Annotated in this window: 11 protein-coding genes; 6 read left to right on the top strand and 5 right to left on the bottom strand. The window is 63.1% G+C overall.

Features of this window, described 5'->3' with window-relative positions; all coding sequences use genetic code 11:
• Positions 1-75: 75 nt before the first annotated feature.
• On the top strand, positions 76-495 hold the full coding sequence (crgA, locus tag J3T92_RS08300) for a cell division protein CrgA (protein ID WP_229133395.1): 420 nt from the start codon (positions 76-78) through the stop codon (positions 493-495).
• Between the two features lie 342 nt (positions 496-837).
• On the opposite strand, the gene J3T92_RS08305 is transcribed toward crgA, so the two are convergent.
• A complete protein-coding gene (locus J3T92_RS08305) occupies positions 838-1,599 on the bottom strand; it encodes a rhomboid family intramembrane serine protease (protein WP_267401020.1) in 762 nt (253 codons plus the stop codon).
• A gap of 153 nt (positions 1,600-1,752) precedes the next feature.
• Between J3T92_RS08305 and J3T92_RS08310 the strand changes: the two genes are divergently transcribed.
• Both J3T92_RS08310 and J3T92_RS08315 read left to right on the top strand, forming a co-directional pair.
• Positions 1,753-1,983, top strand: coding sequence for a hypothetical protein (locus tag J3T92_RS08310; protein ID WP_220236618.1), 231 nt, complete (start codon positions 1,753-1,755; stop codon positions 1,981-1,983).
• A 133-nt stretch (positions 1,984-2,116) separates the two neighbouring features.
• Positions 2,117-2,536, top strand: coding sequence for a sterol carrier family protein (locus J3T92_RS08315; protein WP_220236617.1), 420 nt, complete (start codon positions 2,117-2,119; stop codon positions 2,534-2,536).
• 31 nt (positions 2,537-2,567) lie between these two features.
• Here the strand turns inward: J3T92_RS08315 and J3T92_RS08320 are convergent, their stop codons facing one another.
• A complete protein-coding gene (locus tag J3T92_RS08320; RefSeq protein WP_267401022.1) occupies positions 2,568-2,951 on the bottom strand; it encodes a DUF3073 domain-containing protein in 384 nt (127 codons plus the stop codon).
• Between the two features lie 153 nt (positions 2,952-3,104).
• Here J3T92_RS08320 and trpS point away from each other — a divergent pair, with 153 nt between their 5' ends.
• On the top strand, positions 3,105-4,190 hold the full coding sequence (gene trpS / locus J3T92_RS08325) for a tryptophan--tRNA ligase (protein ID WP_267401023.1): 1,086 nt from the start codon (positions 3,105-3,107) through the stop codon (positions 4,188-4,190).
• Here trpS and J3T92_RS08330 read toward each other — a convergent pair.
• Positions 4,187-6,079 (bottom strand): threonine/serine ThrE exporter family protein, encoded by a 1,893-nt coding sequence (locus J3T92_RS08330; protein WP_267401082.1) that lies wholly within the window; start codon positions 6,077-6,079, stop codon positions 4,187-4,189. The genes trpS and J3T92_RS08330 overlap by 4 nt on opposite strands.
• Positions 6,080-6,385: 306 nt before the next feature.
• Here J3T92_RS08330 and J3T92_RS08335 point away from each other — a divergent pair, with 306 nt between their 5' ends.
• Both J3T92_RS08335 and J3T92_RS08340 read left to right on the top strand, forming a co-directional pair.
• Positions 6,386-9,145, top strand: a complete 2,760-nt coding sequence (locus tag J3T92_RS08335) for a phosphoenolpyruvate carboxylase (RefSeq protein ID WP_267401024.1) — start codon at positions 6,386-6,388, stop codon at positions 9,143-9,145.
• 277 nt (positions 9,146-9,422) lie between these two features.
• Positions 9,423-12,203, top strand: a complete 2,781-nt coding sequence (locus tag J3T92_RS08340; RefSeq protein ID WP_267401025.1) for an InlB B-repeat-containing protein — start codon at positions 9,423-9,425, stop codon at positions 12,201-12,203.
• A gap of 295 nt (positions 12,204-12,498) precedes the next feature.
• Here J3T92_RS08340 and J3T92_RS08345 read toward each other — a convergent pair whose 3' ends face one another.
• Complete coding sequence (locus tag J3T92_RS08345) at positions 12,499-14,136, bottom strand: glycoside hydrolase family 36 protein (RefSeq protein WP_267401026.1); 1,638 nt, start codon at positions 14,134-14,136, stop codon at positions 12,499-12,501.
• 45 nt (positions 14,137-14,181) lie between these two features.
• Positions 14,182-16,302 (bottom strand): alpha-galactosidase, encoded by a 2,121-nt coding sequence (locus J3T92_RS08350; RefSeq protein ID WP_267401027.1) that lies wholly within the window; start codon positions 16,300-16,302, stop codon positions 14,182-14,184.
• Positions 16,303-16,336: the final 34 nt, after the last annotated feature.

Below are 16,336 nucleotides of genomic sequence, written 5' to 3' on the forward strand. Positions count from 1 at the left end.
CTCGTCTGCGATAGTATTACGTTCGAGTCTAACCGCTACTATGGCTTAGTAGATCTACTGAAGGAGAATAACCTCATGGCAGAGCATCAACTCCATGATGACGAGGACCAGGCGGTGGACGAGGCCAAGACCGCTGACACTGGTGAGGATGCCGAGGACGAGGAGTACGGCCTGTCCATGGACAAGGTGGAGGCCGTGCTCAACCAGAGCGTTGACAAAAAGCATATGACCCCGCAGATGCGTCGCATCGTGCAGCGACAGGAGGAGAACACCCGCCGCGTGGAGGACACCATCAAGAGCACCAAGGCTAATCCACGCTGGTTCGTGCCTCTCTTCGTCACGCTGATGGTGGTGGGCCTGATCTGGATCGTGGTCTACTACATCGCCTCCACTCGGGGCAATGTCTTCCCCATCCCCGGCATCGGCAACTGGAACCTGGCCGTAGGCTTTGGCATTCTGCTGGTCGGCTTCCTCATGACCATGTGGTGGCACTGATCCATCTGCCACATTGTTCTTTGTATACCCATCCACACCTGAGCATCAGGCATGTGTGGATTCGGCTACTCAGCTCCACCGATTTCATCCACCAGTTCCAGACTCAAGCCAAAGTTATCCACAATCGCCCGAATTTCTCGTGGACGCACTAGGACACTCGTCCACAGCCGTACTGCTGATTGGATTCTGCCTTCACTTATCCACTTTTTGCTGCTATATATGCACCAGTTCTGGATACTTATTCCCAGGTTATCCACACGATTGTCAACAAATGTGGATAGATGACACCCATGTCATTTATCAATTACGGAAGGCAGCAACGCAGCAGACAGATGCCGATTTTCAGCGCATTGGGTTGACCATATTGCAGCCCAGAGCCAGTAGAACCAGGACCGCCAGGAAGATCAGCGTGGGCAGCAGCCAGGAGAGCAGGCCATGCACCCGCGAGCTAGGCCGGCCCATGTACAGCAGGGCCAGCATGAAGAGGCCGCCGACTATAAATCCGCCCACATGGTCCTGCCAGGCGATGCCGGGCACAAACAGGGGCATGCAGAAGTTGATGGCCATCCAGACCACCATGGAAACGATGTCAATCCCCAGACGGCGGTAAACCACCAGGATGGCGGCGAAGAGCCCGAAGAGTGCGCCCGAGGCCCCGATGGCCGAGGTGCCCCATCCATTGGGCGCCAGGACCGCATAGACCATCAGCCCCAGGTCTCCACCCAGCCCGCTGATCAGGTAGAGGGCCAGAAAACGCCCGTGCCCTATCAGATTTTCCAGCACCGGCCCCACAACCCAAAGGGTGATCATGTTGAAGAGGATGTGCGAGACATTGGTGGCGTGCAGAAATATGTTGGTCACAAACATCCAGGGCTCATGAATGGCCGTAATCGGCACGAAAGCCCAGTATCCCAGCAAAAGCCGCTGATAGCGAAGCGGAGCCAACAGATACAAGGCCATCTGGATGACCCAGGCCGCCAGGCAGATCAGGGTGATGGCTATGGTCACGACCGGAGCATGGTCACCCCAGCGCCGCCGGATCCATCCCAGCGGCCCCCGACCATTCCCTCCGCCTGTGAAACTGGTGCCCATGCCATTGACCATGAACCATACATTACCTGACCGTCCGGCCGGGGTGTGCGGTTTCCGTGCCGCAATGGCATCGATGCATCCCACAATTCGTTGCGTTCTACTAGGATGTTGACTAGGTCGGTCGAAGTGGGCAGGACCGACGAAAGTCGTCGAAAGGAGCCAAACATGGAGAATTCATCTTCAAACGGCTGGAAGTTCTTTGCACTGCTCTTCGGCACGCTGCTGGCCGGCGTTGTCGCTCTGTTCGTATACAAGCAGCAGAACCCGGATTATGATCCCTGGGAGGAGCCCTGGGAGAACAGCTCATCGCCAGTCGACCTGGGCCTGGCCAAGGATGAGGAGGACAAGGGGCCCGAGGATCCCGAGACCCCTCTGCAAGCGGGCGCACAGGCCTGACCGTTCCGGTCGGGAAGGAATCCGACCCAGCGTCAAGAACGTGAGGGCAACGGATTCCTTTTTTCATGCCTGATTTTGGCTCGACCGCAGCCTGCTGGACACGCCTGTTGGGGCGGCGCGTCACAATGGAGCCATGAGTGCCATACGGGAAGCAGACATGGAAGAAGGCCGCCGGGATTTTCTGGCCTGGCGCGATGCGGCCAAGGAGGCCGCGAATAATCTGGGCCCTGGGGACGACCGCCTGTCAGTGGCCCCGCAAATCGATAGACGCAGCAAGGCCATGGCCGTCCGCTACTCCCTGCACATGCTTGAGATCAAGGCCCCCGGCCCCGGCGTGGAGGTCAGGGTGGCCCCCTGGGGAGCCGTCAAGATTCTGGACGGACCGGCATCCGACCCGCATAACCTGACCCCGCCCGACGTAATCGAACTGGACCCGGATGTCTGGCTACGGCTGGCCGCCGGCATCACCAGCTGGACCGAAGAAGCCGCAGCCGGGCATATCAGCGCCGTGGGCGAGCGCGACGATCTGCACGAGCTGCTGCCCCTGGTATGACCAATTAGTCGACTACCTCTGGCTGCTGGGGCTACTTGCTTGATGACCCCTTGGCTGCGGTCTTCTGCTCCTTGTGATGTTTGAGCGCGCTGGGCACGGGAATTGGTATGCGTTTGTGCGGCTTGGGCGTGGTCGGCATCTCCCCAGATGTGGCCTTGGCAGCAGCTTCGGCGGCCCACCGGGCGTAATCATCCAGATCATCGTCCGGGGAATCCTCGGGGTCCTGGCTCCCCGATTTGCGAGAATCCGGTTTGGAGTACTCCTCTTCAACCATTTTGAAGGGATCTTTGCCCCTGGTTCCGGGTTCCTTGCTGCTGAGCTCTTTGGCCAGCTCGTCGTAATCCGTGTCCGTTGTCAGATATTTGAGCTTCCGGGCTATTTTCGTCTGCTTAGCCTTCTGACGTCCGCGGCCCATCCGACCCCCTTCGCCAGGTAAAGTGCGCTTAGGCAACTTGAATGTGAATTTGCATCATTTATGAGAGTACCACCTGAGTATCTTGTCGGCTCGGACTTTTACCATAAAAGCAATTCCCAGAAGGACATTCGGCACGACGACGAGGGTGGGACCATGCAGGAAGAAGTCACAGCGGCAGGCAACGAGATCAGCGACAGCTTCAGAGCCGCCAAGCATCGGTCCGACCAGGTGCTGGCCGAGCTGGGCAAGAATCCGAGCCGCTACACCATGCTGACCGGCGACCGCCCGACCGGCAGGCTTCATCTGGGCCATTACTTCGGCTCCATCCGCGAGCGCGTCCAGATGCAGAATCGCGGCGTACACACCAACATCGTCATCGCCGACTACCAGGTCATCACCGACCGGGACACCACCGAGCACATCCGCGACAACGTGCTCAACCTGGTGCTGGACTATCTGGCCGCAGGCATCGACCCCAAGAGGACCATGATCTTCACCCATTCGTCCACCCCAGCAGAGAACCAGCTGCTGCTGCCCTTCCTCTCCCTGGTGACCGAGGCCGAGCTTCATCGCAATCCCACCGTCAAGGCCGAGATGGAGGCCAGTGGCCACGCCCTGACCGGCCTGCTGCTGACCTACCCGGTCCACCAGGCCTGCGACATACTCTTCTGTAAGGCCAACGTAGTGCCCATCGGCAAGGACAACCTGCCGCATGTGGAGCTGACTCGGACCATCGCCCGCCGCTTCGATGAGCGCTACCCCGGCCAGGCTCCGGTCTTCCCCGAGCCTGAGGCCATCCTGTCTGACACCCCTGAGATTCCAGGTCTGGACGGCCGCAAGATGAGCAAGTCCTACGGCAACTCCATCATGCTGGGCGCCACCGCGGAGGAGACAGCCAGGCTGATCCGCAAGTCCCCCACCGACTCCGAGCGCAGGATTACCTTCGACCCTGTCAACCGCCCCCAAGTCTCGGCCCTGCTGACCACGGCCGGCCTGGTGACCGACCGGAAGCCCGAGGATATCGCCAAGGAGATCGGCAATGCCGGCTCGGGCGCCCTCAAGGCCTATGTGACCAAGTCGGTCAACGAATTCCTGGCACCCCACCGCGAGCGCCGCGCCGAGCTGGCCAAGGACATGGACACCGTGCGCGACATCCTGGTTGAAGGCAACAAGCGTGCCAACCAGGTAGCCGAGGAGACCCTCGATCAGGTCCGCTCGGCCATGGGCATGCGCTACTAGACGTCGTACCGCCAGGAGCGGTCGGTCAGCACCCGAGCCGTAACCAGGCCGATAGGCAGGCAGATGATGACCATGAAGGCCCGGAAGGCCCAGTCCAGGGCGTTGAGCGTATTGAACTGCCCCAGGTAGAACATGGCCCGGTACATATACAGGCCGGGCACCATAATGACGATTGAGGGCACGGTCAGGCTGATTCTTGGATAGCCCAGATCGGGCGGCAGCAGGCCGTGGCGGACTGAGGAACGCCAGACCGTGGCCAGCATGCCAGCCAGAAAGGCGCCCAAAAAGGCGGCCATCTCCGGAGGAACGTGGAGCAGATCCTGCATCTCCAAGCGCATGGTGTCGGTCAGGGCGCCGATGACGGCGGCCACCAGGGCCATGCGCTGGGGTGAGTTGAAGAGGACCGAGAAGCCCCAGACCCCGCAGAAGGCTGCTACCAAGCGCAGGCCAGCCATCAGCCAGGGGCTCAGGTTCATGGGTTCAAAGCCCTGGGGATTGAGCATGACCATCCTTGCTACGGCCCAGCCGCCCAGTGTGGCCACCAGGATGATCGAGAAGGCGTAGGTGATGCGCTGCACTCCCGAGGGGAAGTCCAGCTTGGCGATGTCCAGGCCGCCAGTGACCAGGGGGAAGCCAGGAATGACGAAGAGGATGGCGCCAATGTAAGCCGTGTCGTGCTTGAGAGCCACGGGGTCGAAGATACCCGCCAACCTCAGCGTGCCGACACAGGCCAGGGCGGCGATGATGACCGCCACTCCGGTGGCGAAGAACTGGTTGATCCGCCTGCCCAGCATCTGACGACGCACCCACTGTCCTATGCCAGCGCCGACGAAAGCTCCGGCCATGTCGTAGGGGCCGCCGCCCAGCAGGAAGACGAAGGCCGCGCAGGCCACGGCCGAGGCGAAGCCCGAGAAGAGGGGCGAGTAGAGGGGTCTGCGTCGCTCGATCAGGTCCAGGCGTTCATGCGCCTGTCGGACTGTGATGCCATCCGTAGCCCGCGTCTGCGAGGATGCGGACTCGTGAGAGGAAACAGGCCCATCGGAAGATACAGCCTCTTTGAAAGACGCGGACCAGACGGAAGACACCGACTGTTCGGAGGACGCGGCGCCCTCGGAAGACCTGGCCTTCTCACGCGCTCCGCCTTGAGTTGACGCAGATTGTCCGGAAGCGGGCCGCCCAGCCCCCGAATCGCGTCCTTGACTGGTTGCAGAAGATTCAGCGGCTGCAGAGCTGGCGGCACTCGAATCTGAATTCTCAACCACGTCAGCAGCAGAAGCGGAAGCGGCTTTGGGATCGTTGGAATCCTCGGACCGAGGCGTGGAGCCTACAGTGCCCAGACCGGCGGCCGTCCTGGTGTCCATGGCCGCCGCATCGATTCGGCTCTGGCTGATCTCGTCCTCGTTGTGCACAGCGGTGGCCACCACATCCTTGAGCGCCTTGGCCGCATCCTGGTCCTGGGCCAGCACCTCCTTGACCGCCTTGCGGGCCGCCGCGTAGATGTTCGGCTCGTCCAGGTTGTCCACCAATTCCCGGGAGACCACCGACATGGCGTGGTACGTCCCCGCCTGCCCGCACTTGACGCTGAGCCAGTCCGCGAAGTGCTCCAGCAGCCAGATCCGCTCGGTATTGACCCCCGTAGTGGGCAGGTCCACCACCTCGGTAATCCGAGACACGCCATCCGTGCAGGTGGCCTCGATGTCGGTCAGGTTCACGTCGGCCCGCACGTGCACGCCCATGGGGTAGGCAATCCTGTGCATCATCTCGCGCACGCGGAAGCTTCCCGTGCCGGCCCCCAGCTCCAGCATGCCCACCCGCACAATCAGACTGGTTTTGGCCGCGATGCAAGCCTCGACAATGGGCTTGTCGTAATCGCGTTCAATATCCTCCATGTCCAGCGGAATGGAGTGGGTGTGGTACTTGCTGACCCGTCTGACCTCGGCTGCGGTCCTGCCGCGATAGCCATCCTTGGAACTTCTGCTCTTGAATTTCACACCCACATTCATACTCCACCCGGGTCACGTGCCCCTGCACCGCCGCATGGGACCATGAAACGTATTCGACCCGAAAACGTCCTAGAATGGGCCGCGAGCCATCGAATCGAAGGCTGTGGGCCTGCAACGCCGACCACCAATAACCGCGGAGGAGCCGTGGAATGGCCGAAGACCGGGCAACCTGCGATTTGACAAGGAGGACTGATGACAGATAGTAATCAGCAAATCACGGCTGCCGATGCGACCCTGGTCACATCCGGCACCGGGACCAAGGGGCCGGAGGAACGTAAGCTGCCTCAATCGTTGGACGAGGACATGGCCTTGTGCCTGCGGCTGCTCAGGGATGTGTTGGGGGAGTTCGATCAACAGCTGCTCAAGCGGTTCGATTCCCTGCGCGAGGACGTAATGACGGCCAGCGCCGAGCACTTCAACCGCCACCCCTCGGACCCCGTGCCTGACGAGGACGGCCTGTCCAAGGCCGTGGCCCTGATCGACGACACCTCAGTCAAGGATTCCCAGCTGCTGGCCCGCGCCCTGACCACCTACTTCCACCTGGCCAACCTCTGCGAAGAGAACTACCGGGTGAAGGTCCTGCATGAGCGTGAGGGCAAGGTGAACCTTGAGGCCAAGGGCACCGATCCCATCAACGAGATGACCAGCGCCTACAGCCAGCTCCTTCAGGAGATGGGCCCGGCCAAGGCTTTAGAATTGCTGGAGAAGCTGGAGTTCCACCCCGTCTTCACCGCCCACCCCACCGAGGCGCGGCGCAAGGCCGTGGAGGGCAAGATCCGGCGCATCGCCAACCTGCTGGCCGTTCGCCGTGGTCTGGGCGGTTCCGAACTGGAGGAGAACGAGCGTCTGCTGCATAACGAGATCGACGCCCTCTTCCGGACTTCGCCCATCGCAGCCAAGAAGCCGACGCCCGTCGAAGAGGCGAACACCATCCTGGATATCTTCGACTCCACGCTCTTCGAGACCATTCCCAGGGTCTACCGCCGCTTCGATGACTGGATGCTGGGCAGGAAGGCCGGCATGGTCAAGCCGGTCTGCCCTGCTTTCTTCCACCCGGGCAGCTGGATCGGCTCCGACCGTGACGGCAACCCCAATGTGACTGCCAAGGTCTCGCGCAAAGTAGCCCGCAAGTTCTCGGACCACATGCTCAAGGCCTTGGTCAAGGCCACCACCACCGTGGGCCGCAACATGACCATGGAGGTGACCACCACACCCCCCAGCCCCGAGCTGAGGAGCCTGTGGAGCCACCAGAAGGAGATGAGCGAACGGCTGACCGATCGGGCCGCCACCATCTCTCACAACGAACTGCACCGTGCCGTAGTCCTGGTCATCGCAGACCGCCTGCAGGCCACCATCCAGCGTGACGCCGACCTCATGTATGCCGACTGTGACGACTTCATCGCCGACCTGCGCGTGGTCCAGGACTCCCTGGCCAAGGCGGGCGCAGTCCGTCAGGCCTACGGCCCCTTGCAGGATCTGATCTGGCAGGCCCAAACCTTCGGCTTCCACATGGTGGAGATGGAGTTCCGCCAGCACTCCCTGGTCCACGCCCGCGCCCTGGAGGATATCCGTGAGCATGGCCTGCATGGCGAGCGCGGCGAGCTGCAGCCCATGACCCACGAGGTGCTCGACACCTTCCGGGCCCTGGGAGCCATCCAGAAGCGCAACGGCCAGAAGGCCGCCCGCCGCTACATCATCTCCTTCACCAAGTCGGCGCAGAACGTCAAGGACGTCTACGAGCTCAACCGGCTGGCCTTCGAACATGCCGAGGACGTGCCGGTCATCGACGTGATCCCCCTGTTCGAACAGCTGGAGGATTTGCAGAACTCGGTGGACGTGCTGGAGGAGATCATCAAGATCCCCGAGGTCCAGGCCCGGCTCAAGGAGACCGGCAACAAGATGGAGGTCATGCTGGGCTATTCCGACTCCTCCAAGGATGCCGGCCCTGTCTCGGCGACCCTGGCCCTGCACTCCGCCCAGGAGCGCATCGCCAAGTGGGCTGAGAGCCATGACATTGACCTGACCCTCTTCCACGGACGCGGCGGCGCCGTAGGCCGTGGAGGCGGCCCTGCCAACCGGGCCGTGCTGGCCCAGCCTGTGGGTTCGGTGAACTGCCGGTTCAAGCTGACCGAACAGGGCGAGGTCATCTTCGCCCGCTACGGCAACCCGGTCCTGGCCATCCGCCACATCGAGTCCGTGGCTGCGGCCACCCTGCTCCAATCCGCGCCCAGCGTGGAGGAGCGCAACACCACTATGACCGAGAAGTACGCGGATATGGCCGACGAACTGGACCAAGCCGCACACGAGCGCTTCCTGGACCTGCTGCATACTCCGGACTTCGCCCCTTGGTTCTCCATCGTGACGCCTCTGAACGAGATCGGCCTGCTGCCCATCGGCTCCCGGCCTGCCAAGCGTGGTCTGGGCGCCAAGTCCCTGGACGATCTGCGGACCATACCCTGGGTCTTCTCCTGGGCACAGGCCCGAATCAACCTGGCCGCCTGGTACGGCCTGGGCACCGCCTGCGAGAAGTTCGGCGACCTGGATACCCTGCGTCAGGCCTACGAGGAGTGGCCGCTCTTCAGCACCTTCATCGACAACATCGAGATGAGCCTGGCCAAGACCGACGAGCGTATCGCCAAGATGTACCTCTCCCTGGGCGACCGGGACGACCTGAGCCAGAAGGTCCTCTCGGAGATGGAGCTGACCCGCAAGTGGGTTCTGCAGATCGTGGGCGACGAGTGGCCCCTGCAGCACCGCCACGTGCTGGGCCAGGCCATCCGAATCCGCTCTCCATATGTGGACGCCCTGTCGGTGACCCAGGTGCGCGCCTTGCGTGCCCTGCGTCGTCGCAACGACAAGGAGGAGCTCAGCAAGAGCCAACAGGCCGACTTCATCTACCTGATCCTCTGCACCGTTTCGGGAGTCGCCGCCGGTCTGCAGAACACCGGCTGATCCGCGCCAGGCAGTCCAGCTGCGGAGCTCGGCTCTCCCGCATATTGCAGGAGGCGGGGCTCCTCCTGTATTCACGCAGGCATGGCCGTCAAGCGGCGGAACCGCAGAAGCTGCGAACGCTTGTCTCCCCCATACGCGACCGAGGACGTCGCCGGGCATTTGTGGTGGTATAGTGTTGATGGTCGGTGTGGGGGCAATTGGTTTGGGACTGCTGTGTTGGCTACTCTGCCTTAGGGGATGACAGGCGACGGCTGACGTTGCCGGCGAAGGGGTTGTCATGCGTTTAAGGTCCAGACTACGCCAGCTGATGCTGGCGCTGGTCCTGCTGATCCTGCTGTCAAGCTTGGGCGTAGTGGCCGCTGCCGCAGGAGGCTCGGCTGCTGTTGCCGACAAGACGAAACCTTCTATCCCCGCCGGGGAGGAGCAGTCCTTCCGCCTAACGGACGGGTCCTCAGCCGTCTCGCCTTCCCCTCGTGGTGAGGGGGGCGTGTCTGTCTCGCCTTCCCCCTTGGCGGATGCCGGGACATCCGTCGGCAGGCCTTCGTCCTCGTCGGTAACTGGCGGCCAGACCGTGCACGCGGTGCGCTTCGATCCTGCAAACGGAAGTGCGCCAGTGAGGTCAACTGTGCGGGAGGGGGGTCTCACCAGCCCTCCCGCGAATCCCCAGCGCGACGGCTACAGATTCGACGGATGGATGCAGGAGGGCAGGCTCTTCGATTTCCGGACCCCCGTCCTTCAAGATATGGTCCTGACTGCCCAGTGGGCCCGAAGTGGGGACTGGGCGCTCAGCCCGGATCGCGGACCCGCCGCAGGCGGCATCCACCTGACCATCAACCCGCCCTCCGGGCAAGAGCCGACCCTAACCTGCGTCCAGGCTTCCGGCGGCAGACTGACAGCCCTGGGCGGAGACGGCAGCTTGTACACATGGACCGCGACCTCCTCGCTCACGCGTCTGCCCGCCCCCGCCCAGGCCGGGAGCGAGTTCCGCTACCTGCAGGCCGTCTCAGTCGGAGACTGGCAGATGATCCTGGGCTCCGACCAGCAGATCTACGTCTGGACCGCTTCTCATCCCACCCCCGTCCCCTTGGACGCGGGACGTGGCACCCGGTACATGCACATCAGCGGCAATGGAGAATGGCTCATGGCCGTGGACCGGCAGGGCCGCGTCCACGTCTTCCAAACAGGCCGGCAGGACCACGGCCCGTCTACCCTGAGGCAAGCCGAAACAGTCCTGCCTCAGGGTAGACGGGCCGTGCTCGCGGTCGCCTCAGCCGGCCGACTCCTGGCCGTGGACGAGGACGGGCAGGCCTGGTCATGGAGCCCCGGTCAAGCAGACCCGCACATCACACGCATCAGTCAGAATCCGTCCAGACGCATTATCCAGGCCGAGCCCCTCAGCCAGGGGATCCTCCTTCTGGACGCAGACGGCCAGGCCCACTGGCTGGCTGACGAAGCGAACGACGCTAATCCAGTCAACTTGACCGGCGGCAGACCGGCCAGCCTAATCAACACCAACGAGGGTCAGGCCGTGATCACGGACGCAGACGGACACCTCTGGGCCTGGAAACCAGGCGAGCCCACAGCCCGCATCCACGACGACGGGCGCGTCTGGACACAAGCCACCAGCGCGGACGGCAGAATCACCGCCCTGGATAGGCAGGGCGGCCTCGCCTCATGGAGTCCAGGCCAGACCAGCAAACCAGTCGTCATCACCATTGCCTCGCCCCCGCTGCTGGAGGCGGCCAGCCTTGACGGCCAGCCCCTCAGACTCACTTGGATCCGCAATGCCTGGCAGGCCACCACACCCGCCCATAAGCCCGGACCAGCGAGCATCGCCATCTCTGGCAGGCAAGCCGGACAGCCCTTTGCCGAAAATCTCGAATACACCTTCGAACAAGATGCTGGCCAGACCCCGGGCCTCGCCCGGACGGCCCAGCCAGACGCGGCCTTCACTGTCAGCTTTGACACAGCCGGGGGCAGCCCCCAGCCCGTCAGCCAACAAATCGCCAGCCCCTACCAAAGAGTCAGACGGCCCACACCCGACCCGGAACGAGACGGCTTCCTGTTCGACGGATGGTTCAATGGCAAGGCTGCCTACGACTTCAGCAGACCCGTCACCCAGAACCTCGCTCTTACCGCCCGCTGGACACCTGACACCTGGGCCATCAACCCAGAGCAAGGCAGTCAGCTCGGCGGACAGGCCACAACCATCACCCCCCCAGCCACCCGCGGCATCCAATTCAACCAAATCAGCAGCGGGCCCGACACCAGTCATTCCTTGGCCATAAGTAGCGACGGCAACGCCTATGCCTGGGGAAGCAACAGCAACGGCCAGCTCGGCGACGGCACCACCATCGACAGGAGCGCACCAATCACCGTCAGAAAACCCACGGGAACATCAAAGGACTTCACCTACACGCAAGTCAGCGCTGCAGGCCCCCACTCTCTGGCCATAGGCAGCGACGGATACGTATACGCCTGGGGGCGGAACCAGTATGGCGAACTCGGCAACAACAGCACCAGCGACTCACACGTCCCCGTGCGCGTGCGCGACCCAGCCCACCCCAACGACCCCAACGCCGGACTCAAAGCCACACAGGCCATCGGTGCAGGCTTCTATCATTCTCTGGCTTTCGATGACCAGGAGGGGAGCATTTGGGCATGGGGATACAATGGTGACGGCGAACTCGGCAACAACAGCACCGTCAGCTCGAATGTTCCAGTGCAGGTGAAGTCCAGCCTGGCACCGATCATCACCGCAGCCAGGTTCGATGCCTCCCCCGCTGCCATCAGCCGGTCCCGCACCGCCAGCAACACCGTCACGGCGGTGACCCCGCCCCATCAGCCCGGCCCGGTGACCGTCAGCATCGACTACACACTAGGCGGCACAGGTCCCACCATGACCAACACCTCACTGACCTATACCTACCAACCCCTGGCCCTGCCCAAGGCGGGAGGAGCAGGCATCCTGCTCACCCTGACTGCCGGAGCCACCGGCACAGGCGCCATCCTGGCCTCACGGCGGCGCCGACACGAGCAAGCCCGCACCGGCCGCTGAAAAGCAAACCAGGACAGGGCTGTGCCATAGTCTCCGCACAATGGCACAGCCCAACCACTTCGCACAATGGAGCAGAAAAGAAAAGCATGAGCCAGCTGCCGGATAAGCAGTCGAAGACGCGATGCGCGCAGGCTCGTCCTGGAAGAGTCTGATAAAACAGGCTCATGCATTCAATGCATTTGCCACTGTACCTTTTGCAAGTATGGTCAGATTTCCATCACTGCAATTCGGCGAACTGGCGGTTGCGCCCACCCCAACCGAGCGCGCCAGCCATGTACGCCTATGCCAATTACCTCTATACGGCTGAAAGGTACCCATCGTAGCGCTCAGGCATGTCAGCGAATTCCAGGCCAGCCGGCTGATACCAGGAGTATCGGCGGGTGCCGCCGTCGTCAGTCCAAATCTCAGGGCAGTCATTGACCAGCCAGTCCGAGGGAAGGGCATGGGCGCCTCCGGTCGAGGCCATGGCCAAGGCCTGCCTGAGCTGGCCCTCCTGTTCAGCGGTCAGGCTGCCTGGGCGGGCCGAGAAGAAGAGCGGGGTGCCGGTCCGCGCCAAGAGATCCATCCACTGGCGGTTGAGCTCCCAGTCGATTGAGTCGGATATACCCACGCAGTCGGCGTCAGTGGCGTAGAAGCTCCCATTCTGGGGCAGACGGAAGGCCAGGGTGTTGACCCCGATCTGCCTGGTCCGCTCCCACTGCAGGCCGCTGGTGTCGTCGCCGGTCCGGTTGATCTGCATAAAGCCGACGCCCAGGTGACCGACCACGTTGCATCCCTGGACCAGCATCCCGGTCTCAGCGGCCTGCTCGAAGATGGCCCGGTAGAGCTGCTTGACCACCTGGGCGCTGGTCAGGCTCCGGTCGTAGAAGTGCCAGCCGTCCGGGCTGGGCCAGGGGTTCATCTGGAAGCCCCACCTGCCCAGCAGGTCGAAGGTGCTGAAATCGTGCTTGACCAGCTGGTAGCCCCACTCCCCCAGCTGGGCAATGTCCTGGCGGATGTAGTCCAGGACCTGCGGGTTTGAGGGGTCCAGGCATCCGTTGTGCGGGAGCCTCCACTGGTCTGCAATGGTCTTGTCATCGTTGAGGAGCGGACGGTACCAGATGCCGGGTTTGATGCCCATGGCCTTGATCTGGTCGGCCAGGGCGCCCATGTCTCCGAACTTCTCGTTGCCACGCCGCCAGGGACCGCCGTTGTAGTCCTCAAGCCGGTGGTGGTCCTGCCACCCGTCGTCCACGACCATGGTAGGGCGGTTGGCGCTGCCCTGGGTCAGGGAGGCCAAATACTCGGCATCGGCAAGAATCCGGGAGCGGCTGGAGTCCCCGTAGGCGTAGTACCAGTTGTTGCTCCCGTAGACTGGCTCGGTGGGTATGAGGCCCTTGCGGCTGATCCGGGAGCAGAAGTCACTGGCCACAGCAAAGACCGGACCACCAGCCCGCTCCTGAAGCGGATATTGCAGGCAAACGATGGTGGCCGCTTCAAGCTCCCTGCCGTCCAGGACCAGGCCTGTGCCTCCATTGCGCAGATCAAGGAAGAGGGTGACACCGGCCGTATCGACCTGCCAGAAGCAGAAGGCGTTGGCCCCGGTGACCACCCCGTACCCCTCGGCCTGCTCCTGACCCACCGCCAAGAAGTACCAGGGCATGAACCGGTTGGCACGCATGGTCTGGAAACCCATGCGGCCGTAGCCGCGCTCCCAGGCGTCGCCCAGGTAGAAGTCATCAGAGGGCATGGGCCTGGTCCAGCGCAGCACCAGGGACCGGATGGGGGTTGAACCGGCGGTCAGGCTGACTGTCAGAGCGGACCCGCCCTTAAGGCTGGCCCTCACGTCAGGGGCTGTGTGAAAGCGTCTTCCCGCAGGCACAGTCTCCCTGTCGGCATCGGTGGTCAGCGTGATCCAATCCGGCTCTCCAAGGCTAAGGCTGGTTGGGTTCATGACTCAGTGCTCCTTCATCCCTGTGGTGTGGCAGACGGCGGCGGGTCAGACCCGGACCAGGTCGATCAGGCGGATGGTCTCGGGCTGGCAACGGGGTATGCGGATACCCACACGCTCCAGATAGGTGCCGGTGACCTCGGCGGTGCCCAGCGGACCTGTTGGATCCAAATGCTCCAACGAGGCCCTGGGCTTGGCGGGGCCGGTCCAGGTGAGCCGATACCGCGCCATGGGATCCAGACCGGGAATACGTAGACAAACACCACGATTATGCAGAGATTCATCCAACTGGACATGGGCCAGGATGGCGCGGCTGCGGTCGGGGGCCACCACGCCATGGGCCAGCGCCGAGGGGTCAGCCAGGTCCAGGCGAACCACGCGGCCGGAGTGGAGGAAGCCGCGGTTGACCTTGTACCAGGCGATCCATTCCTTGAGCCGCTCCAGGTCCTCCTCGCTGGCCTGGCGAATGTCCCACTCGATGCCCATGGACCCGAAGACGGCCGTGGCGGCCCGGAAATCCAGGCTGTAGGTTCTGCCGGTCTGCTGGGAGGAGGGCTGGGAGATGTGGGCGCCGATGTACTCGGGGGCCACGGTCTGCTCGGTCCAGCGCTGGATCAGCTGCCTGCTCAGGGCATCGGTCATGTCGGAGTTCCAGAAGCGGCGGATCTTTTCGATCACGCCCAGGTCGATGCGGCCACCGCCCGAGGCGCAGGACTCCCACTCCACCTCAGGGAAGCGAGCGCGGAGGGCATCCAGAAGGCGGTAGTAAGCCATGGTCTGCTCGTGGATGGCCGGCGCGCCCCCATGGGCCTGTGAGCCGGCCTCAAGAAGGTCGCGGTTGTGGTCCCACTTGACGTAGTCGATTTGGCAGGACCCCAGAACCTTGGTCATGGCCTCCAGCACATGGTTGAAGGCCTGGGGGTTGGTCAGGTCTAGGACCAGCTGGTTGCGCTGCAGCTCCGGGTTTCTGGAGGATGCCCTCATGACCCACTCAGGATGGTCGCGGAAGGCATCCGAATCAGGATTGATCATCTCCGGCTCGAACCAGAGGCCGAACTGCATCCCTAGCTTGTGGACATAATCAACTAAAGGCTCCAGGCCCTGGGGCCAGACAGCAGGATCCACCCACCAGTCGCCTAGACCGGCCTTGTCGTCCCGGCGCAGGTGGAACCAGCCGTCGTCCAGAACAAGGCGCTCCACTCCGATGCGGGCGGCCCGGTCGGCCAGGTCGCGCAGGGTATTGAAGTCGTGGTTGAAGGCGATGGCCTCCCAGACGTTCAGGATGACCGGCTGCTCGCGCGGATGCTCGGTTAGGGTGCGCTCCCAGGCGTGCAGGCTGTTCATGATCGGATCCATGCCATGGTCGGAGGCGGTGACCACGATCCAGGGCGTGCTGTACTCCTGGCCCTGGTCCAAGACCACCTCGCCGGGCAGGAGGAGCTCGCCAGCGCTGACGCCGGCCGGGGTGGCGCTGTTCCGGTCCACCCGGAGCACGGTGTTGCCGCTCCAGGCCGGCTGGACGCAGAGCACCCTGCCATGGTGGAAGTTGAACCCGGGGGTGCCCACCATGATTACGGGCCCTTCGAAGCCGGTGCGGCCCCAACGAAACTCACGCACCCAGGCCCCGTCGGCCATATCATGACGCTGGGGGCTGCGCTCACGCTCATGCCTGCCGGCGAAGTCCAGAATCTGGGTCTGCTGGTCGTCCAGGGGCAGGCGGACCTCCAGACCCTCCACCAGGAAGGGGTCGGCACCCAGGTTGCGCAGGGTGTGTCGAATCCGCAGCGAGCCACCGACCATGGCCTCCATTTTGGTCTCCAAACCAAGCTGGGCATCCTCGTCCCGTGCCCGGATGGCGAGCGAGTCGGCCGTCTGCTCGGGCTGGCCCTCCACCAGGAAGCGGGGCGACCAGGAGAGTCCGGCCTGGATGCCCTCGGGGCCCTGCGCGATCCGATGCCCGGTCAGGCCCGGATGCAGGTAGACACCCGTAGCGTGCTCAAGAAGGAGAGAAGTATTGAGGTTGGCCGCCTCAGCGCTCCCGCAACTGTCAAAACACGGTGTAGCCTGCACGCCCAGCACCTTCGGCAGGTCCCCGCCAGGCCGTGGTGAGGCCAGCGCCAGACGGGTAGTTTCGAGCCTACTAAGGTCATTCCTTGGGAAGACAATCATGGGTGTCACCAACTCCTTTGTTGCTTGATCGGTT

Source organism: Bifidobacterium sp. B4081 (genome assembly GCF_026537335.1).
Classification (GTDB): domain Bacteria; phylum Actinomycetota; class Actinomycetes; order Actinomycetales; family Bifidobacteriaceae; genus Bombiscardovia.